A 22,863-nucleotide genomic window follows, 5' to 3' on the forward strand; every position below is an offset into this window, starting at 1 on the left:
AGGTCTGTCGCACTAACATTTGTAAACGATCACTGGATCACATTGTTTTAATTCTGAAATTGGCTGCGGAATGACGGCATCATATGCCCTTTGAGTTTTATTCTTTTTGCTGAGCTAGGACAAAGGTGCTAGCGGTACTTTATTTGTAATTGTAATAATAGAGCCAACCGGATGAGATTTTATAATATGTTATGTTTGAAAAGTAACTGTCGGTTTACTGTACGTCAAGGTTATTAAGTGACTTCTTAATTAAAAGGTCAGAAATATGCGTTATTATTTCGCTCTATAACGAATTCGTGTCAGTTCGCAGATTTTTAATGGAAATTAATCCTATTTTCAACCGATGAATTGTATTGTGAATGAGAATTAGAAGGGTTAATGATTGAGGTATAAGCAAACCCGATTTCATCCTTACATTGTTCTCTATCTTTATTCCAATGTTATTTAAGATTGGTATGTTAATACGCACCAAAAATAAAGCCACCTAGGTAGGTGACTTTATTTTTTAATTCATCAAGTTACTTCTATGAATTAGGCAAACAAATACTTCGCATGGAAGTTGAGATGATCGTCAATAAAGCTTGAGATGAAATAATAGCTATGGTCATAACCAGATTGCATTCTTAAGTTCAGGTTTGAATCATGCACTTTTGCTGCAGCAACCAGCGCTTCTGGCCTAAGTTGCTCGTTGAGGAAGCCATCAGCATCACCTTGATCAACCAAAATAGGAAGTGGTGATGGTTTTTGCTTGAGAAGCTCACTTGCATCGTATTGCTTCCAGCTTTCAATATCTTTGCCTAAGTAAGCAGTAAAAGCTTTTTGTCCCCAAGGGCATTGGACTGGGTTACAGATAGGGCTAAACGCCGATATTGAGCGATATTGTTCTGCGTTTTTCAGACCAATGGTTAATGCTCCGTGACCTCCCATGCTGTGCCCAGAAATGGATTTTACTTCTGAGACAGGGAAATTGCTTTCAATGATCTCTGGTAACTCTTTAGTCACGTAATCGTACATGAAGTAATGCAGTGACCAAGGTGCTTGAGTCGCATTAAGGTAAAAGCCAGCTCCTTTACCCAGGTCATAGTTTTCATCGTCAGCGATACCTTCGCCTCTTGGACTCGTGTCTGGTGCAATGATCGCAATGCCAAGCTCGGCCGCCATACGAAATGCGCCCGCTTTCTGCATAAAGTTTTCATCGGTGCAGGTTAAGCCCGACAACCAGTACAAAGCGGGTACGGGGTTCGATTTAGTGGCATTCGGTGGTAAGAAAATCGCAAAGCGCATCGTGCAGTTTAGGGCTTTGGATTCGTGTGTATATTGTTTGTGCCAACCGCCAAACACTTTGGCCTGGCTTACATTTTCAATGGTCATGAATAAACTCTCTAACAACAGAATGAATTCAGGCTCCCCAAAAGGAGAGCCTGAGGCAGCATTATTGATCCATATGAATAACAGTACGGATACTCTTACCTTCGTGCATCAGATCAAACGCTTTGTTTACGTCAGCCAATCCCATTGTATGAGTAATGAACTCTTGCAAGCCAAACTCACCAGCCATGTAACGGTTTACGATTTCTGGAAGCTCAGAGCGGCCTTTAACACCACCGAAAGCCGAGCCACGCCATACACGACCAGTAACTAGCTGGAATGGACGAGTTGAGATCTCTTGACCAGCACCCGCAACACCGATGATCACCGACTCACCCCAACCTTTGTGACAACACTCAAGTGCCTGACGCATCACGTTTACGTTACCGATACATTCGAATGAGTAGTCAACACCACCGTCAGTCATTTCAACAATCACTTCTTGGATAGGCTTGTCGAATTTCTGTGGGTTAATCACATCGGTTGCGCCTAGCTGTTTTGCAAGATCGAATTTGCTTTCGTTGATATCGATACCGATGATGCGGCTTGCACCCACCATGCGTGCACCGATGATTGCTGAAAGACCGATACCACCCAGACCGAATATCGCAACCGTGTCGCCTTTTTCAACTTTTGCCGTATTCATAACTGCGCCCATACCAGTTGTTACGCCACAACCTAACAGACACACTTCTTCAAGTGGTGCATCTTTGTTTACTTTCGCTAGCGAGATTTCAGGGAGTACCGTGTACTCAGAGAAAGTAGAACAACCCATGTAGTGGAAGATGGTTTCACCGTTGATAGAAAAACGGCTTGTACCATCTGGCATCAGACCTTTACCTTGTGTTTCACGAACGGCCTGACAAAGGTTGGTTTTGCCCGATTTACAGAACTTACACTCGCCACATTCTGCGGTGTAAAGAGGAATCACGTGGTCGCCAACCTCAACGCTGGTAACACCTTCGCCAACCATTTCAACAATACCGCCACCTTCGTGACCAAGAATCGAAGGGAAGATGCCTTCTGGATCGTCGCCTGACAGAGTGAACGCATCAGTATGACAAACACCTGTCGCGACGATGCGCACTAGCACTTCACCCGCTTTAGGAAGCTGTACATCCACTTCTTCCATTTTCAGTGGTTCGCCAGCGGCCCACGCAACCATTGCCTTGGATTTGATGTGAGTTTGACCAGGTTTGATTTCAACAGTCATTGGATTTTCCTTTATATTCTCAGTATATGGAGTGACGTAATAAGCGTAGTTAAGGTTTGCTTACTGCGCTGCGTCGTTTTGTTGGTATCTATTCTAGGTGTTTCAATAAAAATGATAATCCGTCCATGTTGAAAATGATTTTTACATATACGTAATAATGCTAAGGTGAGTGGACAACAAGAGTGTGATGCCTCCTCAACGCGGAAGGGAAAGCGGAAAAGGCAGTTGACCTGAAGTTAGGTAGAGGGGCTAGAGTAGAACGCAATCAACCCATCAGCGAAGTAAGAGTGATTATGAACAAGACGGATCTGAATGCCTATTTAACCAAGCTCGGTTTGCCAAGAGAGCTACCTGCCGATTTAGAAACATTACATAAAGTACACGTGGCGCAGCACCGCAGCCTGCCGTTTGAGAACTTTGATATTGCGTTGCAGCGTGGCATCTCTGTTGAGATTGAAGACATCATTCAAAAAACCGTGTATCACTCCCGTGGTGGCTACTGCTTTGAACTGAATGGCTTAATGCTTGAGGTACTCAATACTCTCGGATTTGAAGCACGCAGTTTACTAGGACGTGTGCATGTGTCGGGCACACCAACTGGCCGTAGTCATCAAATCACGTTGGTGACGCTGGATGAACAAGCATGGATTGTTGATGTGGGCTTTGGCTCCAATACGCCGCGCGTGCCATTGCCGTTTATCCTCAACCAAGTGATTCAGACGGATTTACAAACCTTCCGCTTTGTCGAAGATGCTCAGTTTGGTTACTTCCTTCAAGTGTTGTCAACGGATGGAACGGACACATGGAACAACCTTTATAGCTTCGATTTAGAGTTTGTGTTTGCGGGTGATATCGCGTGTGGCAACTTTTTTACTTCCACTTCTCCTCACTCGCGTTTTACCAGCGCAAGAGTCGCGGCGAAAGCAACAGAAAGTGGGTTGGTGACATTGCTTAACTACACACTCAAATACACCAGCCAAGGTGAGCAGACAGAATTGGAGTTAGAGCCAGGCCAAGCTTATTTGGATGCCTTGAAAGAACACTTCGGCATTGAACTTGATGCGCAGTACGGCGATCTTCGTCCGTTGCCTGACGCGTAAAGTTCTCCCGTTTTCAAAGCGTAGCGCGACGAGAATATTTTCATCACTATTTGTCTAAAAGAGGTCGACAGGAATACAGCATGGCGAATTGGGAAGGGGTCAGCGAATTTGTTGCTGTGGCGGAAACCAACAGTTTTACCGGAGCAGCAGCTAAGCTGAAAACATCGGTGGCACAAATCAGTCGTCGGGTATCAGCACTTGAAGAACGACTTGCGGTGAAATTGCTGCATCGCACGACGCGAAAAGTCTCCCTGTCTGAAGCCGGACAACTCTATTACCAGCAGTGTAAACATTTGGTGGAAGGGTTAGAACTGGCCGAGCTTGCTGTCACGCAAATGCAGACCGAACCGCGCGGTTTGCTGCGCGTGACGGCTCCTGTGACGTATGGGGAAATGAACCTCGCGCCGCTTTTGCATCAGTTTTTGGAAAAGTACCCGCGTGTGGATCTTGATTTAGTGCTGACCAACCAAAAGCTGGATTTGATTGAGCAAGGTGTGGACGTGGCGATTCGTCTTGGCCGCTTGCAAGATTCCAGCATGATCGCCAAGCGTCTTTCCTCACGTCAAACCTACGTGTGTGCCAGTCCGATGTACTTGGAGCGTTTTGGTGAGCCACATACGTTGTCGGAATTGGGACGGCATCAGTGCTTGGTTGGCTCGGTCGACTATTGGCACTTTAAGGAAAATAAACGCGATAAATCTTTACGCGTGTCGGGACGAATTAAATGCAACAGCGGTTTTGCTTTGGTGGACGCAGCGAAACGCGGTCTGGGTTTAGTGCAGCTGCCGGATTACTACGTTCAAGAAGCGTTAGACAGTGGTGAGTTGGTCGAGGTGCTGACCGATTACCGCGACGATCGCGAAGGCATTTGGGCGCTGTATCCGCAAAGTCGCAATTTGTCGCCAAAAGTGCGGTTATTGATCGACTTTTTGGCGCAAGAGCTTGTTGATTAGCGGTTTAAAGTGCCTCATTACAAAGTATGTTGCTAAAACGCCCGGTGGTGCCGGGCGTTTTTATTGGGATGAGAGCTGGAATCGAACAGACATGAACCACTATTGATTGGATTCCGCGTCTTCACGTTTAATCACTTTGTGCCCGTCTTCCGACACGCCTTGTTTCCAATAGCTGCTGATGTAGATATTTTCACGATCAACTTCTTTCTCGTTGCGGAAGTATTGGCGCAGCGCACGCATTGAATCGAACTCACACGCACACCATATCGAAGCGTTACCATCTAACCACTCGAGTTCGCGAACGCTATCAGCCAAGGCTTGCCCTTCGGTTAGCCAAATCAACTCCATGCCTGCTGGCGCGTGTAGGGGCTGGATGTCGGCCGCAGACATCACACTGATCACGGCGTAGCCTCTTGCCTCTTCGGGTAGCGTACGAATTTTCGCTGAAAGGGCAGGAAGTGCTGTCATATCGGCGGCCATAAAGAACCAGTCAGCCTCGGTATTTAAATTAGAGATACTGCCTGGACCTACGATATTAATCGTATCGCCTTTTTGTGCGGCCATCGCCCAACGCGCGGCAAAACCACACTGTAAATCTTGTGTGGTGTGGCGGACAAAATCGACTTCGATGGTGTGTGTTTCCGGATGGAAACGACGAATAGTATAGGTTCGCATTAATGGTCGGTCATCGTCGCTTAGCATGCTCAAATCGGTACCGCCCATCTCATTGAACAATAGCTTGATGTAGCTACCTTCGCAGTCGCGTGGAAACTGGCTTAGCGCTTCACCTTGCAAAGTAATACGCTGCATATTTGGGGTAATTGTCTCTGTATCTGTGACAACAATCGTTTTAGGTTGAGGCTTCTTCTTCATCTTTGACTCTACTCGATAATTATTCTCTTTCTCATTTAAGGTTATCAAGATCTCTCATAAGAGGGTAGTGTCTTTATATAAATTTACACTGTGAATTGAGCTGGATTATTGGAGTATTGCAGTAGTACTGGGGACTGGGTCGAGCAAGATACGTAGAAAAAATAAGAAAGGGCACGCCAACATGCCCTTTCGAACTTAACGAAGTAAAGGCTTACTGAGTCTGCTCAAGTAAATGTGTTTTTAGGAATCTATCCATCGCTTGGTAACCATCAAGACGGTTCTCTAAAGAGCGGAATCCGTGCCCCTCATTTTCCTTCACGATGTATTCGACCTCGACGCCTCGTTCGCGCAGTGCATCAACGATTTGGTCTGACTCGCTCTTCACCACGCGTGGATCTTGTGCACCTTGTAGGACCAATAAGGGTGCCTTAATTTGGTCGACATGGAACACTGGTGAGTAGGCTTTCATCATTTTCGCATCTTCAGGATCATTCGGATTGCCTACTTGCTCGTGTAACATTGCAAGGAATGGTGCCCAATAAGGTGGAATGGAGTCCATAAAGGTAAATAAGTTAGATACGCCAACGTAGTCGATTCCGCACTTATATAAATCCGGAGTGAATGTCACCCCCGCCAGAGTTGCGTAGCCGCCATAAGAGGCACCATAAATACATACGTTGCCATCTTGTGCGTAACCTTGTTCGGTAGCCCATTTGACACCGTCGGTAATGTCATCCTGCATGGATTGTCCCCATTGCTTGAACGACTTCTCCCAAAACTCGCGACCATAACCAGTTGATCCCCTGAAGTTCATTTGCAGCACCGCGATACCGCGGTTAGCGAATAATTGTACCTCAGGCTGAAATCCCCAGTGATCACGAGCCCATGGACCGCCGTGTGGGAGCACAAGCAAAGGCAGATCTTTGGCTTCTCGACCCTTCGGCAGCGTTAGGTACCCATGAATGGTTTCTCCATCGCGAGCGGTGTATTGGATAGGCGTCATCTTCGCCATATGTTCTGGCTTATGCCATGGAGCGTTTTCTGCCAATTTCTCCAATTTGTCTGCTTTACGATCGTAGAAGTAGTAATTTGGTCGATCGACATCGCTGTAGGTGACGACAATCATTTTACTTTCATCTCGCGTCGCACTGGTTACAGAAATTTCTACATTTGGCAGTTTCTCTGAGAGGCGTTCGAAGGTTTGTTGGTAGGAATCATCTAAGAAGTGATAGTGGTTTTTATCTGTCACGTAAGAGACTGAAACCAGCTTATTAAGCGCTTCAGAGTAGTGAGCGCTATTCACGTCAACTTCCGGGTGAGAGAAGATTTCTCGTATTTCTTTATTGGCTTTTACATCGTATTCAACGATGGCTGATTTATCACGCGTAATTCGTGATGCCACATATAAGTTTTTGTTGTCCGGCGTGAATGAAATGGGGCTAAAGCTCTCTTTGAAAGTGAGATTCTTTAGCGGCTTAAATTCATCTTCAACTGTATCGCGATATAAAACGGAGGTATTAACACCATCTGATGTGGTGATGACACGAATGTTGCCATCGTGATCGGTACCCCATGAGCGCACATTGCCCGGGTTTTGCGCGACGAGAGTATTTTCGCCTGTTTTTAGATTATGTCGATAGACATCAAAGACTTGCGGGTTACGCTCGTTACTCGAAATCAAAATGTCATCGGGTTGATTGTCTAGTGTGTCGATAACGTATGCCACAACACCGGATGTCGGTGTGATGGTTTTCTCTTCGCCTGTTTTGACATTAACCGTCACGAGATAAAAGTTCTCATCTCCTCCCGTATCACGAGAGTAAATTACGGTGTCTTCGCCAACCCAGTAGTAGTATGCGATGTCACGCCCTGTTACGGATGTGACGCGTTTTATCTGATCGGGATTATCTGTGGGATAAACAAAGACGTTCTTACGGTCTTGCCATGGCTTCATCATTGAGATGTAGTCACCAGCAGGAGAGATTTGATAGCTAGAAACTTCGCTGTTTTTAAAGAAATAATCCACTGGATACTCGGGTGGAATGACTTCAGCATTGGTTGTGGTGGATGTTTGACTGCAACCCGCCAATAATAATCCAAAAGTGGCAGCAAGAATAAGCTTGCGAGTGTGCATTGTGTAACGCTCCTTGTGTAAAGGACCTTAAGCTCATGAGCTTTTGGCCAGGGTGATAGATTCATCGCAGTTACTGCGAGCAAGCAACGAACATTAAAAATAGCTGTGGCTTATGATTAGTGTGCTTTTAATAAATAGCGCATTGCTTCGCTACTATGACCCTGGCATTGTCCAAAAGTGGCGTTAGATTGTGATTATTGATTCAGTATCTACCTGAACTTTGTATTAGATCACGGTTTTACGGCTATTTTGTCTTCTATATCATTGGGATAGTAGACAGCAGTAAAAGCGCTGCCATCCCATAGTTAAACCCTTTTACACGCCTAGATGTGGTCAACCAGCGTTGAAGTTGCATGCCTGCCGCGGTCCAAAATGTTACCGATGGCAAGTTGGCTAAACAGAAGATACCGGCGATAAAAGTCAGTTCAAGCCAAGAACCGCCACTGGTGTATACCGTAATGGCCGTCAACGCCATCGACCAACCTTTTGGGTTCACCCACTGGAATGCCACCGCCCCTAAAAAAGACATCGGGCGAAAATCGTGTTTTGCTTCGGTTTTGCCGCTCGTGGCGATTTTGTACGTCAAGTACAGCAAATAACTCAAGCTCAATACTTTCAAAATGGAGTGAGTAATCGGGTAAGCGTTGAAGAGACTCATCAAACCAATGCCCACCAAAATTAACATGGCACCAAAACCGAAGGTAATGCCCAACATGTGTGGAATGGTGCGTTTAAAGCCAACATTTGCCCCTGAGGTCATCAACATAATGTTATTGGGACCCGGCGTAAAAGTGGAGACAAAAGCGAACAACGCCAAAGCGCCCAGTTGATGATATTCCATAGATTGTTCCTTGAATCAGTTCTCGATAAGTTGAGAACAACTATAAGTAGAACTGAGGTCAATATTGTGCTTTTATTTGATGATTAGAAACTAAATAAGCAATGAAACATCATCATGGATAGATTTGACGAAAGAATATTGCAAGTGCTCAAGCGAGACGGAAGAATCTCCAATGTGGAGCTGTCGGAACGCGTTGGTTTATCTCCGTCTGCAACCTTACGCCGAGTGCAAGATTTAGAGCGTAAAGGCGTGATCAAAGGCTACCGAGCGGTGCTGGATAATCAGCAACTTGGTGTGGGTTTTGTCGCTTACGTGTCTATTGGTTTGGCCTCGCACTCTAAGCAAGCACAGCTTGGTTTTGAAGAACACGTGCGCTTTGTAGATGAAGTGGTGGAATGTCACAATATTACGGGAGCCAATGAGTATTTAATACGCGTAGAAACGCAAAATTTGGCCGCATATAAAGCGTTCCATGCCGATGTACTGGGTGAGTGTGAGCACGTTAAGTCGATCACAACCATGGTGGTAATGGACACACCGAAAGACGAACGTTAGTCGGTCAAGAGTGGCATGGTTTTGTTGCACATGAATTTGAAGTGACTCGAAAGAGTCAGTCGAGTATGAGATAAGTACACAACAAATGCTGGAAAGCAGATGGCACTCTTACAATTTCCACCTTTATTCTCACCTTCGAAATAATCTCATCCTGCTAGTTTTGCTTAAACCGCTTGTGTTCATGAGCGGCGAGTCAGCAAATTTAAGGATGAACGATGAAATCACATGTAACACTTCCTCTTTTGAGCTTAAGCGCTGTTGCCGCATTGAGCTCATTTAACGTCAATGCCCACGGCTGGGTAGAATTTCCAAGCGCTCGTCAAAATACGTGTTATTTAGACGGTGGTTTTTGGACCAATGAGATCCCCAACCAAGCGTGTAAAGCGGCTTTTGAAGAATCTGGTGCTTACCCGTTTGTGCAGCGCAGTGAAATTGCAGCAAACGTACCAAATTACCGAGATATGGAGCATGTTAAAGCCGTAGTCCGAGATGGCGAACTGTGTTCTGCTGGAGACGCGGCTAAAAAAGGTTTGAACATTCCTTCTCCAAACTGGCAGCGCACCAATGTTACACCAGATGCAAATAACCAGATTGAATTGGTGTTTTACGGCAAGGCGCCGCACAACCCATCATACTGGGAATTCTATCTCACCAAGCCGACCTATGATGATTCAAAACCGCTTACTTGGAGTGATTTAGAGCTGATTGACACCGCAGGTGACGTGTATGTTGATGCGGAAAAACGCTACCGTATTCAAGTCACTTTCCCTGCCGATCGCTCGGGCGATGCGGTGCTTTATACTCGTTGGCAGCGCATTGATGTCGCTGGTGAAGGTTTCTACAACTGTAGTGACATTACGTTAAACGGAACAGGTACGACGCCGCCGACTGACCCCGTTGATCCAACCGAACCGGGTAATAATCTGACATCTCTGGGCTACTTTGTTCAGCAAGGTTTTGGACCAGTAGAAGCGGGTGACACCATCCGTTTCCGTACGTTTAATGCGACAGGCAATGAAATTGTTGATATTTCACTGCCAATCAGCGCAAACAATACGACGACTTGGGCGGCAGAAATTGCGGATCAATTTAACGCGCAGCAAACGGGCGATTGGTATGTAGGCATTTGGCATCAAGAGATGAACCACTACATGTTCGATAGTAAGAACGTGAATGCGAACCAAGTATTAGCGCCAAGCGCAGACTTCAGTTATGCGTTGTCACTGATCAAAGCGGATGTACCGCCACCAGTTGAACCAACCAACTTGTGGGACAAGACGGCCGTTTACGACCAAGGTGATGTGGTGACGCACAACGGTAAAGAATGGACTGCCCAGTGGTGGACGTCTGGTGAGGAACCAGGCACAACGGGTCAATGGGGTGTATGGCGTTAAGCCATTTATTCGGGCCCTGATCAATAAAACCCTTCTCATGTGAGAAGGGTTTGTTTTTTCAGTCTAAAACGACCACTTTGGTGGAGTGGTTGTCTTGAAAATCAGAGCACATATCGTTATTCGCTTGCTCTCCACTCGATCCAGTTGAGCATCGCGTAGTCTGCCAGTTTGAGCATCGGAATGTCTTCGTGTGTATCACCGTAGGCATAAATAGACTCAAACTCGTCGAGCGAAAACGCCGCCTTAACGCGCGAGACTTTTCTTTCTAAACTGCAATCACCTTGCTGGTAAAAGCCACTCAGTTTTGGCTGCTCTGAGATCAGTTCACTGCACAGCAAGTGGTAACCGTTCGCTTCACACCAAGGCTTGAGATACGCATTGAGTGATGCCGACACCACCACAATGGTATCGCCTCTGTGTTGATGCCACGCCAACCTTTCCATCGCTTCTGGCCGTAAGTACAGCGGGATCACTTCATGGGCAAACTGAGCGCCAATCGCTTCAATTTGCTGCGTTTCTTTCCCTGAAAATGCAATAAAACTGCTGAGCGGACGCATAAAACGAGCGGGTAACACTCCGAGTTTGTACAGCGCATAAAACGGCATGATGGCGACCTTTCCTACTCGCTTGCGCAGGCCATAAGCAGAATAGTGTAAGAAAAGGCTAAACATATCCTCTCGGGTAATGGTGCCATCAAAATCAAACAGTGCCAGTGACGGCTTGGTAGTATCGAGCAAATTCAGCGCCTATCTTTCGATTTAAGATCGTTTTGTGTTTATTGATAAAATACTGCCAACCAGATGGTTTCTTGCGTTGGGTCAGTCCAGCTCACTTTGTGTTTGGTATGAGCCGGAATTGTCACGTGATCGCCTGCCTCAAGTCGTTGCACTACACCTGATTCAAAAGTCAGCTCTCCAGCTCCTTTAAGAACCAATACCCCTTCATGTTCTTCTTGATCGTACCAGCCACTTTTGGGCGAGGTTTGCCCTGTTGAGACAATGCGTTCTATACGCAGGTTTTTGTGGGTCAGCAGGTCTTCGAACACTTCCTCGTCGAGGTTATTCGGTAAGTCTTTAAACAGGTTCATGGCCTTTCCTTAGATAATGATCAGTCCAAAAGGCGCAAGCAATTGCTCTTGTTGCCAATCACAAATTTTAACACCAAACAGAGAAACGCGGCGAACATCTAGCCCGTCTAGTTCGACATGAGTCAGATCACACTGCTCAACGTTAAAGGTTCCCCATTGTTCTGGCGAGAATTCGCAACGAGATAAATCCGAGCCTTTGAGGCTTGCCCCTGCGAGGTTTGCACCGTTCCAACGGTTTTCAAAGAGGTCACATTTTTCTAGTAACGCTCGCTCGAAGTTACAGTAGGTAAGGTTGCAGCCAGTAATAAAAGCAGAACAGAAAAACATGGTGTTACTGACGCGATTAGCAAAGTTTGCACCTTGGAAGTTTGCCCCTTTGAGATCGCACTTACGCAGTTCTAAGCCCATACAATTTGCGCCGTTAAACAGGCTCATTGCCAGCATACAGTTCGTAAAGCTAGCATCTTTTAAGTTCGCGAAGCGAAAACTACACCCTTCTAGCGCTTTGGATTCGATAAAGCGACAGTCGATGAACTTAGCATCGCGCAGATCGGCATGGTCGAAACTGCACATATAAAAGTGGCAGTTTTTAAAGGTGGCATTCTGAAAATCGTGATGAGAAAAGTTTTCTCGTTCAAAAATGAGATCGGTTTTTAACATGTCTTCTCCTTAGCTGCGAGCAGACTAGCACTCCAAGTGACTGATTTTCCAGAAAAATAACTTCTTGTATTTCAGTGTTTTACAAACCCCTCAAATCGCAATTTTAAGGGGGCAAACGAGCGTTTTAAGTGGGTTGTTTTTTGAAAATAGAAGACGTAGAGGAAGAAAAAAGTTTTTGCTGGCTACGAGCTCTAGCGAGAGGATTCGTGTTTTTGAGTAGGCATGGCTTCTCACACGCACAGTTTGCATTACAGAATTGTATCCGATTTGCATAATTTGTTGATCGGTATGGCGTTTCTCTATACAAAAAACCTATATTTTTCACAAATTGATTTCCATCAAAATAGTAGGGTTTCTATGTGCTAGATTGCGCGCAGCTCAAAAAAATATAGATGCCCGTGTGCTTCAAGGCGATGAGTTTACTTGAAATCTAAGGCCAGTCAGCAGGCACACCTTTGGGTACGACATAACGAAGCCCTATAAAAGGAAATAAAAAATGAAAAAAACAATCTGCAGTCTAGCAGTGGTTGCTGCACTCGTGTCACCAAGTGTTTTCGCTCATAAACAAGGTGACTTCGTTCTTCGTGTTGGTGCGGCGTCTGTCGTTCCAAATGACAGCAGCGATAAGATTCTTGGTTCTCAAGAAGAATTGAAAGTGGATTCAAATACGCAGCTTGGTTTGACGTTTGGCTACATGTTCACAGATAACATCAGCCTAGAGCTTCTAGCAGCAACGCCATTCAGCCACGATATCTCAACAGATTTGTTAGGTCTTGGTGATATCGCGGACACCAAACACCTTCCACCAACGCTTATGGTTCAGTACTACTTTGGCGAGCCACAAAGTAAGTTCCGTCCATACGTTGGTGCAGGTCTCAACTACACCATGTTCTTTGATGAGGGCTTCAATAGCACGGGTAAAGGCGCTGGTCTTTCAGATCTTAAGTTGGATGACTCATTCGGTCTAGCAGCGAATATTGGTGTGGATTACATGATCAACGATCAATGGTTCCTCAACGCTGCTGCGTGGTACGCAAACATTGAAACAGAAGCAACTTACAAAGCAGGTGGAGCGAAGCAAAAAACCGACGTCAAAATTAACCCTTGGGTATTTATGATCAGCGGCGGTTACAAGTTCTAAGAAAAACCAGTAGTTACACGCACATTACTATTATTGGCATGACTTTGGGGGCGGTTACGGGGACTGCCCCTCTTTTTTATCCTCGTTTTGATTGCACATCATTTACTCAACTTAGCAACATGCAAAATTGGATCTTTACCTTGCAAATCATTTTATTGTCCGAAGATCGAAAAGTCCTACACTGATCACATAATTGAACAAGTGGACAATATAAATGAGCGGCGACATCGCGAAGCATTCTTCCTCCAGATCTAAGCTGGTAAAAACTGTTTTCTTTACTCTCTGTGTTATCGCATTTGGTGCGATGTATTGGTCTTGGCAGTATTCAGACAGTCATCCAAGCACGGAAGATGCCTACGTTAGGGCAAAAATTTTGTCGGTAGCGCCTCAGGTAAAAGGCCAAGTGGTTTCTGTGGATGTCAAAGATTTCCAATCTGTTAATAAAGGTGACCTACTGCTGAAGATAGATTCACGCCCATATTTGTTGGCAGTGAAGCAAGCAAAAGCGGCATACCAATTGGCGGTCCAGCAACATGACGTTGCCGATAAGCAGGTAACTGAAGCCGTTGCGGGCTTAGATGCGGCGCGCTCTAACCTGACAGAAGCGCAAGTGGAGTACAAACGTACGGATTCTCTAGTGAAACGCAAACTGGCGTCGGACCAAGATTTAGATACGGCGAAAAACAAACTTGCTAATGCCCAAGCGAGCCTAGAGCAAGCGCGTGCGACGGTAGAAAAAGCCATTGCGAACCGTGGTGAAGAAGGCGTAGAGGCTGCGGTCGTTCAACAAGCGGCAGCGCAGTTAGCGCAAGCGGAGCTGAACTTGAGCTACACCGACATTACGTCACCAGTGGATGGCATTGCCGGAGAAATCAATACGCACGTGGGCTCGGTCGTTAGCGTGGGTCAAACGCTGTTCCCTGTGATTTTAAAAGACAGCTATTGGGTACGCGCGAACTTTAAAGAAACCGATCTTACTCATATTAAAGCTGGCATGCATGCGGATGTGGTGATTGATATGTACCCAGACGTGGTGTGGAAAGCAACGGTAGAACAGCTGTCGCCTGCGAGTGGTACATCGTTCTCCTTGATGCCACCAGAAAACGCAACGGGTAACTGGGTTAAAATCAAACAGCGTTTCCCTGTACGTTTGGCATTAGAAGTACCGGCCGATGCGCCGCAACTTCGCGTGGGTGCGAGCTCAGAAGTCACCATTGATTTGCAAAGTAGCGTGCAATGAGTCATCAAATTACGGTAGACAAACGGGGAATTGCCACCGTCGCCGTGATGCTTTCTGCCATCATGGTGTTAATCGATATGACCGTTGCGAACGTGTCGCTATCGCACATGATGGGCGCGTTGGGCGCAACAGCAGACCAAATTACGTGGGTGCTGACGGGTTACAGCATGGCGGAAGCGATCTTCATTCCGATGACCAGTTTCTGGGTGTCGCGCTTTGGTGAACGCAAAGTCATGCTGGTTGCTGTGATCGGTTTTGTGATTGCCAGTGCGCTTTGTGGGCAAGCACAGTCTCTTGAAGAGATGGTGCTATTTCGCATTATCCAAGGCGCTTTCGGCGCGTCGGTGATTCCATTGGCGCAGTCGACGTTAGTGCAGATTTATCCGTATGAGCAAAAAGGCAAAGCGATGGCGATTTTCTCCATCGGCATTTTGCTTGGTCCTATTTTGGGCCCAGTTGTGGGTGGCGTGATCACCGACAACATCAACTGGCGCTGGATATTTTACATCAACTTGCCATTCGGTTTGATCTGTACCTCTTTGATTTATCGCTATATCCACATCGACAACAAATCCAAACCTAACTTTGACTGGTGGATCATCGGTTACATGGCGTTAGGTGTGGGCGCGTTGCAGTTTGTGTTGGATAAAGGGAACGAAGAAGACTGGCTCAACTCACGCATGATCCAGACGGCGATATTGCTCGCGGTCATGGGATTGGTGATGTGGATCTATCGCAGTTGGAAAACCAAAAGCCCAATAGCGCCATTATGGCTGCTTAAAGACCGAAATCTTATGGTCTCGTCGCTGATGATTGCTGTGGTGTCGATGGCGATGTTTGGTCTGACGACTCAACAACCGATGTTGTTGGAAAGCTTGCTGAATTATCCGGTCTCAACCACTGGCTTGTTAATGGCACCGCGTGGATTGGCGTCAGCGGCGATGTTGATTTTGGTGATTAAACTCAATCCGCAATTCGATCCCAGAATCAAAATAGTCTTTGGCTTGAGCTGCATCGGGATTGGTAGTTATTTGATGACGCAATACTCACTGCAGATCGATACATTTTGGATTGTGATGCCGAGTATGATTCAGGGCATGGGGCTTGGTTTAACCTTCTCGACGCTGTCCACCTTGGCGTATTTAACGATTCCGAAAGAGCAATCTGTCGCGGCGGCGAGCATTTACAATCTGTTCCGTACCATTGGTAGTTCGTTTGGTATTTCTATCGCCACCACGTTCCAATATCGAGATAGTCAGCAGCAATGGCATGCGCTGGGAGAGGGTATTAATCCTTATAACCCCAACTTGCATGACTGGGCGGCCAATCAGGGGCTTTCCATTACTGACCCGGTTGCGTTAGACCAATACCAACAGATGTTGCAGCAGCAATCGCAAATGGTCGCGTTTGTGCACACCTTCCAGCTTGTGGGAGTGATGTTCGTGATCATGATGCCGATGCTGGTTTTCATCCGGTCGCGTGAATAACAACAAGTTCAGGTGAACCGTGTAAGAGGACGCCTCTCAAGTTGTGTCAGCTTGAGAGGCGTTTTTTATTGGACGGCGTCAGTGAAAGAAGGACGTTTACTCAAACGTCACTTCGTCAAAATGCGGATTGGCTTTGAGCGCGCGCATTGCGACTAATTGTTCAGTCGGGAAGGCGGTGTGCTCACCATCCATATCTAAAAACAAGCACTCTTGTCGCTGCATGTCGTAGCCTGTGTCGAACGCGTTGCCCTGATGAGTTTCACCATTTTTTAGCGTGATCTCGATAGGGAGCTTAAACATACAGGCGATTTCAATAAAATCGTATTGGCTGCAAGTCACCATAGTTTTCTCCTTTCAAACCGACGCAGTATTCAGAAGGTTTGAGAACCGTATCCTTAAATAGAAGACGTTTGATTGAAACTGAACCTTCATCTTACACCTCATTTTGGTCACGAAATAGACATACACGCACGTTTTAATAAACCTACTGTTGAGCGTTCACAAGCGAGACAAAATAACGATATGTCTGAGACGATACTTAAGCGCACATACCTAACGAGTGAACAAAAGACACAAAAGCCAGATTCACTGATTCCGCCTCAAACCTACCATGCGCAGTTGGCGCACCGTGTTCACCACTCGCCTCAATTTGAAAACGGCCGCGTTAAAAACGAGATGCCAAATGTGCCTAGTCCGCAATCATTCTGGCAGGTGTGTTGGAGTTATCTTGGTGGTAGAACGCCGTTGAGTCCTAACGAACATCTGCCACATTCCCCAATTCAACCCACGCAGTTTGCGCAGCGAAGTGAATCGATGCGCGTTACTTGGCTGGGCCATTCCACCATGCTGGTGGAGGTCGATGGCATTCGAATTCTGACCGATCCGGTATTTGATTACGCTTCTCCGTTCGTCGCAAAAGCGTGGTTTGAACGCAATATTCCCAATACCCACGCCAGAGATTGTTTACCGATTCCTGAAATTATCGTGATTTCGCACGATCATTACGACCATTTAGAAGCATCGACCATACGTTTCTACGCCGATAAACCCGTGACGTTTTATGTACCCTTAGGGGTTGGCAAGCATCTGATAAAGTGGGGCGTTTGCGCAGACAACATCGTGGAATTCGATTGGTGGGATAGCGTGCACTATGCTGGAATCGAACTGATTTGTACGCCTGCTAACCATAATTCGGGTCGTACTTATTTCGATAAAAACGCGACCCTGTGGGCTTCTTGGGTCATCAAAGGCAAAGAAGAGACGCTCTATTTTAGTGGCGATTCAGCTTACGATTCGCACTTTTCCGAGATCGCACTGCGATGTGGACCAATCGACATTGCCTGTTTGGAGGTGGCTGCCGATGTGAAAGGCCAAGGTTATCCGGTCGAAAACTGGGGGCACATGCAGGCTCATCATACCGTGCAAGCGTTTCGCGATTTAAATGCGAAAAAACTGTTGCCAGTACATTGGGCTACATACGAACTGTTTACTCACCGCTGGGACGAACCGATTTTAGATTTGCTTACCCATTGTCAAAAAGAACATATAACGCTGCTGACGCCAATGCCGGGGCAGAGTTTTTACGTTCATCAAGAACATATAAATAAACAATGGTGGCGAGAAAAAGAAATATGTGAGCCAGATATAATTTTGACTTAATAACATGATCTTACTTCAATAATTATTTTATAAATTAACCTTGTTATTTTCAGAATATAACAAGGTTTTTACTGGTCATTGAAATTCAAAATTTCCATAGGTTCACTTTCCAATTGTGATCTCACGCTTTTATAAATCGATTGGTGTCATTTTTTGATACTTTTCATCTGAAAATTTGCGCTCTTATCAGAAAAGTTTTAGTAAAAATCTTTGCCATCTTAATTTTACTCTTCAAAACAATTATACTGACTATTATCTTGATAAGCCCATAGATCAATGGCCATAACTTGTTCAGGGTGGGTAAAATGCATCCAGTTAAATAAAAGTAAAAAAATTTAATGGATAAGATATGTTTTACGCCAACAAGATAGAATATTGAGACCAAAATCACAAGAGTAGGACTCTCTTGAATTTATCATCATGGATGCTGAATAAATAAAATACAGGCATTGTTAGATGAATAATTCTGCAACGTATTTACTTGCTGCTTTACGAGAAAAAATAAAAGAAAAAGGCATTGGATATTCTGAGCTTTCTATTGGACTTGGAATCCCGCTTTCTACTATAAAAAGACAGCTTCACAATACGTCTCTTGGTTTAGATAAAATCTTGTTGTACGCCACGCACCTAGATACGGATTTGGTTGAGTTATCCATGCGAGGTAAGCAGCTGCAGCAAGAGAGTGAACAGTTTATCACCGACACCAACAGTGAGATTTTCCATCAATATCCTCACTTATTTGATTTTCTTTATCTTTTGCGTCGACCTGAGTGGTCTTTAGAAGAGATCGCACGGAGATACCAGCTGAGTGATACTTCCGTTGCGCTCTATTTACGTGCACTAGAAATGATGGATTACATTGAACTGAAAGGGGATAAACACTATCAATTTAAAGATACAGGCCGCTTTATTTTTGAAGAAGGTTCAAATTTAGACACGCTATTTGCACAGCGCTTTCGTGAAGAAGTGTTTAGTCACGATATTCGACCCCCAATTTGTGTTGGACGTATTGCGATTACCGAAGAACAAGAAGAAAAGCTGGCAAATGAAGTGTACAACAAATTAATTGAGTTTGATGTTCAAAATAAAACCAGTGAAAACAGTCAACGACTAAAAAACGTTTTACTCACTTTTACACCTGGTAATCAGATATTTTTGGCTGACACAATTCCGAATATTAATGGCGATTTATTAAAAGCCATCACTATCGCTAAAGAAAAATAAAAGAATAATTATCGGAAGCTTGTGCTTATTTAGTGCGAGCCGGGCTTCTGCACACTAAAAACACTCATTTATATAAATGAGAATATAAAAATAACGCAAATAATAGGGAAAAAGTATGTTTAAAAAGAGCACACTTGCCATTCTGATCGGGGCTACTATTTCGCTTGTTGGATGTGGTTCCAATGATAAAACTGAAATCCGTTTACCACAGGCGCCAACTTCGGAATTTACTAACGTGATTGATCGTACTGGTAATCCAACTTACCTGCGTGATTACGACAGTTATTCGAACCTGAAGTACAACGCGTTGACGGATAACGGCGCGTGGCATGGCCATTTGCTACCTGAAGATGCGGCGGGTTATGGCGCTTTCGGCGGTATTATGCAAGTGACGCAAGAGTACGCGCATTTTATGTCTGGCCAAACGTTCGACAAGCTCACGTTGACTGACAAAGTGAGTGGCCAAACTTACGATTTATCGGACGCAGAAGCGAAAATCTATTCCATTCCAGGTGCGTTAGTGCAGGTGTTGGACTTGGACGATATTCACGTGCAAATGGTGCTGCGCTTCGTGACTGATCGTTCTTCGCTGGTGGAAACGCTCATCACTAACAAAACTGATCGTGATATGAACTTGGCGTTGGAGTGGGACGGCGAGTTAGTGAAATACGCGCTGTCGACGCGCAAAGACCAAACCGTGGCGCAGTACTACCCAGATTACAAGCGCCGGATTTCGACCATCGAGAACGGCATTAAAATTAACTTTAGCGAGATGAAAGACAACTGGGCGATTCGTAATGACCGCGATGCCGAGTTCCGCATTACTCGTTCTCTACCGACGAAGACGTTCACCAACGAAACCTCATTCAGTTCTACCGCGGAGATGAGCCTACCAGCTGAGCAAACATCGGCGGTTTATACGGCGTATTCTAACCTGCACAATGCGAAAGAAGTGCAGTCAGAATCGTTGAAATTGCAAGATGTATTGGCGAATCCAACTCAATACATGGAAGCGTCGAAAGCGCGTTGGGATGGCTACTTAGCGAATGGTCTCATTAACAAAGAAGCGACAGCAGACCAAGCTCGTGTGGCCGTAAAAGCGATGGAAACCCTAAACGGTAACTGGCGCTCTGCGGCGGGCGATATTGAACAAGCGACAGTCACGCCATCGGTCACTGCGCGTTGGTTCTCTGGTAACTTAACATGGCCGTGGGATTCGTGGAAACAAGCGTACGCGATGGCGCATTTCAACCCAGATGTTGCGATGGACAACATTCGCACGGTATTCCAAGAGCAAGTTCAAGCTGATGACAAGATTCGTCCGCAAGACAAAGGCTACTTGCTGGATGTGTTGACGTACACCAAACCTGTTAGTCGTGGTGGTGCTGGCTCTGAAAACTGGAACGAACGCAATACGAAACCATCGTTGGCGGCATGGTCTGTGATGGAGGTGTATCACGCTCTCGTGAACCAGTTTGATCGCCCAGAAGACGCGCAAAAATTCATTGATGAAATGTATCCGAAGTTGGTGGCATACCACGATTGGTGGCTATCAAACCGCGACCACAACCAAAATGGTGTGCCTGAATACGGCGCGGCAGTGGACCCAGCACACAACACGGAAGAAGGCGTGATGTACGTTTGGGTAGAAACGCGGGATCCTAACTTCACGACCATTATTCCGGCAGAAGACATCATCGAGCAAAACGGCAATTCTTATAAAGTAAAAGGCATGGCGTCTTACAATAAGATTCTTGATGAAGTGGATTACATGACGATTCACGTCGGCGCACAAGAAGCGGCTGGCTGGGAATCGGGCATGGATAACGCGGCTCGTTTTGGCTTTATCTACAACATCCACAACATGAATTCGCAAGCTGAAGACATCAGCAATCCAGACAAAAATGTGGATCAACTTGGTCGCTACGCGGCAAGTGCGTACGGCTTTGATAACAGCATCAAGCTGGAAGGCGAAGAGTGGGTGTACAGCAATACGTCAGCGGAAAACTTAGCGAAACTCGATCTTGCGAAGAAAGATTGGGAAGTTCGTTTTGCAGAAAATCGCACCAACAATAATGCTGCGGACGGCGAGCTGCTTGGCTTCTCTATGCTGCAAGAATCGGTGGATCAAGCCTCTTACATGTACTCAGACAACAAATACTTAGCGGAAATGGCGAAGTTGGTGTCCGATGGCGTAGAAGGTAAAGATCGTGCGCAAGAATTCCTTAACGGCGCAGAAAAAATCAAGACTTACATTAACCAATGTATGTTTGATGAAAGCACAGGATTCTTCTACGACATTCACTTAAATGTGGCTGAAGATGGCACTACTCCTGCGCCTCTTGCAAATGGCTGTGCGGGTTTGCCGATTGTAGAACGTGGAAAAGGCCCTGAAGGTTGGTCGCCGCTGTTTAATGGTGCAGCAACGCAAGAGCATGCCGATAAAGTGATCGCGGTGATGCGTGATCAAGACGAGTTCAACACGCCAGATAAATTCCAAGGAACGGGTGTGCCTTTGCCGACCGCATCGCAAACCAACCCTGCTTACGGTAAAGATGTGTACTGGCGTGGTCGTGTATGGCTAGACCAAGTGTACTTTGGCTTCCGTGCGATGGAAAACTACGGCTACAAAGAAGAAGCGATTGCAATGGCGAATGAGTTGTTTAACAACGCAGAAGGTATGACGGGTGACATGCCAATCCGTGAAAACTACAACCCTGAGACGGGCGCGGTACAAGGTGCGTCGAACTTCTCTTGGTCTGCGGCGCATTTGTACATGATGTACAACGGATTCTTCAAAAACTAGATCGCACACATTAGGCGCTTTGGATGACCCCTAGCATTTGTAGCGCTTAAAAAATGATAATTCATTGATAAATAAGACAAACCGGACTGTATTGGCAGTCCGGTTTTTTATGCCTCTTGTCACAAAGATTTTAGTGCTGGGTCAGGGCGTGTTGCCATATCGAAAGCATCTCTTCACTAAACAAGTAAAAGCGCATGTCGAGTACCGCGTACTCCGGTCTTTGACAAACGGCCATCGCGACTTCTGCTGCTTCTTGAGGTGGGTAACCATACACTCCGCAAGAAATCGCAGGCAGCGCCACACTTTGGCAGTGGTTGGTGAGCGCGAGATCCAGCGAGCGTTGATATGCAGATTCCAACACCGCTTTTGGATCGGCGAATTTATCGTAAATCGGGCCAACGGCATGAATGACGTAACGCGCGTTTAAATTGCCAGCCTCAGTAATGCGTGCGTCACCAAACGGGCATCGAATACCGTCGACATCATCAACGGCATAACACGCATTGATAAGCGCAGGCCCTGCTGCGCGATGAATGGCACCATCGACGCCACCTCCGCCGAGCATTCTCGGATTTGCTGCATTCACGATGGCATCGACATGTGCGGTGGTGATGTCGCCTTGGACTAACGAGATCGCGTTCATTTTTTTGAGCCTTCTACAATGATGAGAAACAAATGGTCAGTAACACAGTTAAGTGTAGCTTACTCATCAATGACTTGAGGTTTTAACTCGACAACATTTCCTTCCGGATCATGTATATAGAGTGATCTACCGAACCCTTGTGCGCCATACCGCTTCGCAAACTCTTCGGCTTCAATGCCGCGTGAACGCAGATATTCCAGCATTTCATTTTCTGAAAAAGGCGCTAGTTGCAGGCAAAAATGGTCAATATTACGACCATTTTGAACTGGTGGCTTTCCGCCAAGTTGTCCTAACTCGCTGTCCACCGTCACCACATCAATCAATGCGTTACCAGCCCTAAGCTGGGTTAAACCAAGCTCCATTACTTCGCGCTCGACAGGGCAGCCCAAAATATCTCGATAGAAATGCAACATGGCGTCGAGGTTGCACGTTCTTAACACGACATGATCAAGGGCTTGGATTGCGATTGGGTTGTTGGTGGGCAT

21 protein-coding genes are annotated in these 22,863 nt (G+C 45.9%); 10 read left to right on the forward strand and 11 right to left on the reverse strand.

Going from position 1 to position 22,863, the window contains the following annotated elements:
* Positions 1-531: 531 nt before the first annotated feature.
* Both fghA and ACWYVB_RS21265 read right to left on the reverse strand, forming a co-directional pair.
* Positions 532-1,371 (reverse strand): S-formylglutathione hydrolase, encoded by an 840-nt coding sequence (gene fghA / locus ACWYVB_RS21260; RefSeq protein ID WP_047009747.1) that lies wholly within the window; start codon positions 1,369-1,371, stop codon positions 532-534.
* Between the two features lie 61 nt (positions 1,372-1,432).
* Positions 1,433-2,581 carry an S-(hydroxymethyl)glutathione dehydrogenase/class III alcohol dehydrogenase gene (locus ACWYVB_RS21265; protein WP_005391984.1) on the reverse strand — a complete coding sequence of 383 codons (1,149 nt, stop codon included), beginning with the start codon at positions 2,579-2,581 and terminating at the stop codon, positions 1,433-1,435.
* Between the two features lie 293 nt (positions 2,582-2,874).
* Between ACWYVB_RS21265 and ACWYVB_RS21270 the strand changes: the two genes are divergently transcribed.
* The gene (locus ACWYVB_RS21270; protein WP_457530061.1) at positions 2,875-3,681 is read left to right on the forward strand and encodes an arylamine N-acetyltransferase family protein; all 807 of its coding nucleotides are present in this window, start codon (positions 2,875-2,877) and stop codon (positions 3,679-3,681) included.
* Between the two features lie 80 nt (positions 3,682-3,761).
* Positions 3,762-4,634, forward strand: a complete 873-nt coding sequence (locus ACWYVB_RS21275) for a LysR family transcriptional regulator (protein ID WP_020841645.1) — start codon at positions 3,762-3,764, stop codon at positions 4,632-4,634.
* A 99-nt stretch (positions 4,635-4,733) separates the two neighbouring features.
* Here the strand turns inward: ACWYVB_RS21275 and ACWYVB_RS21280 are convergent, their stop codons facing one another.
* From ACWYVB_RS21280 to ACWYVB_RS21290, 3 genes are all read right to left on the reverse strand, one after another.
* Positions 4,734-5,507, reverse strand: a complete 774-nt coding sequence (locus ACWYVB_RS21280; protein WP_046875598.1) for a siderophore-interacting protein — start codon at positions 5,505-5,507, stop codon at positions 4,734-4,736.
* 211 nt (positions 5,508-5,718) lie between these two features.
* Positions 5,719-7,641, reverse strand: coding sequence for a S9 family peptidase (locus tag ACWYVB_RS21285; RefSeq protein ID WP_150334805.1), 1,923 nt, complete (start codon positions 7,639-7,641; stop codon positions 5,719-5,721).
* A gap of 256 nt (positions 7,642-7,897) precedes the next feature.
* A complete protein-coding gene (locus ACWYVB_RS21290) occupies positions 7,898-8,482 on the reverse strand; it encodes a LysE family translocator (protein WP_006740964.1) in 585 nt (194 codons plus the stop codon).
* 114 nt (positions 8,483-8,596) lie between these two features.
* On the opposite strand from ACWYVB_RS21290, the gene ACWYVB_RS21295 reads away from it, so the two are divergent.
* On the forward strand, positions 8,597-9,037 hold the full coding sequence (locus tag ACWYVB_RS21295) for an Lrp/AsnC family transcriptional regulator (RefSeq protein WP_031813570.1): 441 nt from the start codon (positions 8,597-8,599) through the stop codon (positions 9,035-9,037).
* A gap of 215 nt (positions 9,038-9,252) precedes the next feature.
* Positions 9,253-10,431 carry a lytic polysaccharide monooxygenase gene (locus ACWYVB_RS21300; RefSeq protein WP_100088169.1) on the forward strand — a complete coding sequence of 393 codons (1,179 nt, stop codon included), beginning with the start codon at positions 9,253-9,255 and terminating at the stop codon, positions 10,429-10,431.
* Between the two features lie 116 nt (positions 10,432-10,547).
* Here ACWYVB_RS21300 and ACWYVB_RS21305 read toward each other — a convergent pair whose 3' ends face one another.
* Genes ACWYVB_RS21305 through ACWYVB_RS21315 form a run of 3 tightly spaced genes read right to left on the reverse strand, consistent with a single transcriptional unit; the run spans position 10,548 to position 12,178 of the window.
* On the reverse strand, positions 10,548-11,168 hold the full coding sequence (locus tag ACWYVB_RS21305) for an HAD-IB family hydrolase (RefSeq protein WP_006740967.1): 621 nt from the start codon (positions 11,166-11,168) through the stop codon (positions 10,548-10,550).
* 38 nt (positions 11,169-11,206) lie between these two features.
* Entirely contained in the window at positions 11,207-11,518 is a 312-nt protein-coding gene (locus tag ACWYVB_RS21310) for a cupin domain-containing protein (protein WP_457530065.1), read from the reverse strand.
* A gap of 9 nt (positions 11,519-11,527) precedes the next feature.
* A complete protein-coding gene (locus tag ACWYVB_RS21315) occupies positions 11,528-12,178 on the reverse strand; it encodes a Qnr family pentapeptide repeat protein (protein WP_047009754.1) in 651 nt (216 codons plus the stop codon).
* 496 nt (positions 12,179-12,674) lie between these two features.
* On the opposite strand from ACWYVB_RS21315, the gene ompW reads away from it, so the two are divergent.
* From ompW to ACWYVB_RS21330, 3 genes are all read left to right on the forward strand, one after another.
* Positions 12,675-13,319: an outer membrane protein OmpW gene (gene ompW / locus ACWYVB_RS21320; protein WP_005391962.1), complete on the forward strand. Its 645-nt coding sequence runs from the start codon at positions 12,675-12,677 to the stop codon at positions 13,317-13,319.
* A gap of 214 nt (positions 13,320-13,533) precedes the next feature.
* Positions 13,534-14,559 (forward strand): HlyD family secretion protein, encoded by a 1,026-nt coding sequence (locus ACWYVB_RS21325; RefSeq protein WP_199804137.1) that lies wholly within the window; start codon positions 13,534-13,536, stop codon positions 14,557-14,559.
* Entirely contained in the window at positions 14,556-16,046 is a 1,491-nt protein-coding gene (locus tag ACWYVB_RS21330; protein WP_457530069.1) for an MDR family MFS transporter, read from the forward strand. Before ACWYVB_RS21325 ends, ACWYVB_RS21330 begins: the two co-directional genes overlap by 4 nt.
* Positions 16,047-16,142: 96 nt before the next feature.
* Here ACWYVB_RS21330 and ACWYVB_RS21335 read toward each other — a convergent pair whose 3' ends face one another.
* Positions 16,143-16,388 carry a Rho-binding antiterminator gene (locus ACWYVB_RS21335; protein WP_005460845.1) on the reverse strand — a complete coding sequence of 82 codons (246 nt, stop codon included), beginning with the start codon at positions 16,386-16,388 and terminating at the stop codon, positions 16,143-16,145.
* A 180-nt stretch (positions 16,389-16,568) separates the two neighbouring features.
* Here ACWYVB_RS21335 and ACWYVB_RS21340 point away from each other — a divergent pair, with 180 nt between their 5' ends.
* The 3 genes from ACWYVB_RS21340 to ygjK all read left to right on the forward strand — a co-directional run bounded on the left by ACWYVB_RS21340 (position 16,569) and on the right by ygjK (position 21,735).
* Positions 16,569-17,705, forward strand: coding sequence for an MBL fold metallo-hydrolase (locus ACWYVB_RS21340; RefSeq protein ID WP_074190682.1), 1,137 nt, complete (start codon positions 16,569-16,571; stop codon positions 17,703-17,705).
* Positions 17,706-18,161: 456 nt separating this feature from the next.
* Positions 18,162-18,929, forward strand: coding sequence for a hypothetical protein (locus ACWYVB_RS21345; protein ID WP_020841655.1), 768 nt, complete (start codon positions 18,162-18,164; stop codon positions 18,927-18,929).
* A 115-nt stretch (positions 18,930-19,044) separates the two neighbouring features.
* On the forward strand, positions 19,045-21,735 hold the full coding sequence (ygjK, locus tag ACWYVB_RS21350) for an alpha-glucosidase (protein WP_134646372.1): 2,691 nt from the start codon (positions 19,045-19,047) through the stop codon (positions 21,733-21,735).
* Positions 21,736-21,865: 130 nt separating this feature from the next.
* Here the strand turns inward: ygjK and ACWYVB_RS21355 are convergent, their stop codons facing one another.
* Together ACWYVB_RS21355 and ACWYVB_RS21360 are read right to left on the reverse strand one after the other, a co-directional pair.
* Positions 21,866-22,378 carry an O-acetyl-ADP-ribose deacetylase gene (locus tag ACWYVB_RS21355; RefSeq protein WP_053809672.1) on the reverse strand — a complete coding sequence of 171 codons (513 nt, stop codon included), beginning with the start codon at positions 22,376-22,378 and terminating at the stop codon, positions 21,866-21,868.
* A 59-nt stretch (positions 22,379-22,437) separates the two neighbouring features.
* Positions 22,438-22,863 carry a VOC family protein gene (locus tag ACWYVB_RS21360; protein WP_053809671.1) on the reverse strand — a complete coding sequence of 142 codons (426 nt, stop codon included), beginning with the start codon at positions 22,861-22,863 and terminating at the stop codon, positions 22,438-22,440.

Source organism: Vibrio sp. JZG10 (assembly GCF_054064075.1).

Bases quoted from the DNA above. Each gene is read 5' to 3' on its own strand.
- ygjK (WP_134646372.1), top strand. From the start codon at position 19,045: ATGTTTAAAAAGAGCACACTTGCCATTCTGATCGGGGCTACTATTTCG.
- ACWYVB_RS21315 (WP_047009754.1), bottom strand. From the start codon at position 12,178: ATGTTAAAAACCGATCTCATTTTTGAACGAGAAAACTTTTCTCATCAC.
- ACWYVB_RS21280 (WP_046875598.1), bottom strand. From the start codon at position 5,507: ATGAAGAAGAAGCCTCAACCTAAAACGATTGTTGTCACAGATACAGAG.
- ACWYVB_RS21340 (WP_074190682.1), top strand. From the start codon at position 16,569: ATGTCTGAGACGATACTTAAGCGCACATACCTAACGAGTGAACAAAAG.
- ACWYVB_RS21265 (WP_005391984.1), bottom strand. From the start codon at position 2,581: ATGACTGTTGAAATCAAACCTGGTCAAACTCACATCAAATCCAAGGCA.
- ACWYVB_RS21275 (WP_020841645.1), top strand. From the start codon at position 3,762: ATGGCGAATTGGGAAGGGGTCAGCGAATTTGTTGCTGTGGCGGAAACC.
- ACWYVB_RS21310 (WP_457530065.1), bottom strand. From the start codon at position 11,518: ATGAACCTGTTTAAAGACTTACCGAATAACCTCGACGAGGAAGTGTTC.
- ACWYVB_RS21355 (WP_053809672.1), bottom strand. From the start codon at position 22,378: ATGAACGCGATCTCGTTAGTCCAAGGCGACATCACCACCGCACATGTC.
- ACWYVB_RS21300 (WP_100088169.1), top strand. From the start codon at position 9,253: ATGAAATCACATGTAACACTTCCTCTTTTGAGCTTAAGCGCTGTTGCC.
- ACWYVB_RS21360 (WP_053809671.1), bottom strand. From the start codon at position 22,863: ATGCCCACCAACAACCCAATCGCAATCCAAGCCCTTGATCATGTCGTG.
- ACWYVB_RS21285 (WP_150334805.1), bottom strand. From the start codon at position 7,641: ATGCACACTCGCAAGCTTATTCTTGCTGCCACTTTTGGATTATTATTG.
- ACWYVB_RS21335 (WP_005460845.1), bottom strand. From the start codon at position 16,388: ATGGTGACTTGCAGCCAATACGATTTTATTGAAATCGCCTGTATGTTT.
- ACWYVB_RS21330 (WP_457530069.1), top strand. From the start codon at position 14,556: ATGAGTCATCAAATTACGGTAGACAAACGGGGAATTGCCACCGTCGCC.
- ACWYVB_RS21325 (WP_199804137.1), top strand. From the start codon at position 13,534: ATGAGCGGCGACATCGCGAAGCATTCTTCCTCCAGATCTAAGCTGGTA.
- ompW (WP_005391962.1), top strand. From the start codon at position 12,675: ATGAAAAAAACAATCTGCAGTCTAGCAGTGGTTGCTGCACTCGTGTCA.
- fghA (WP_047009747.1), bottom strand. From the start codon at position 1,371: ATGACCATTGAAAATGTAAGCCAGGCCAAAGTGTTTGGCGGTTGGCAC.
- ACWYVB_RS21345 (WP_020841655.1), top strand. From the start codon at position 18,162: ATGAATAATTCTGCAACGTATTTACTTGCTGCTTTACGAGAAAAAATA.
- ACWYVB_RS21295 (WP_031813570.1), top strand. From the start codon at position 8,597: ATGGATAGATTTGACGAAAGAATATTGCAAGTGCTCAAGCGAGACGGA.
- ACWYVB_RS21270 (WP_457530061.1), top strand. From the start codon at position 2,875: ATGAACAAGACGGATCTGAATGCCTATTTAACCAAGCTCGGTTTGCCA.
- ACWYVB_RS21290 (WP_006740964.1), bottom strand. From the start codon at position 8,482: ATGGAATATCATCAACTGGGCGCTTTGGCGTTGTTCGCTTTTGTCTCC.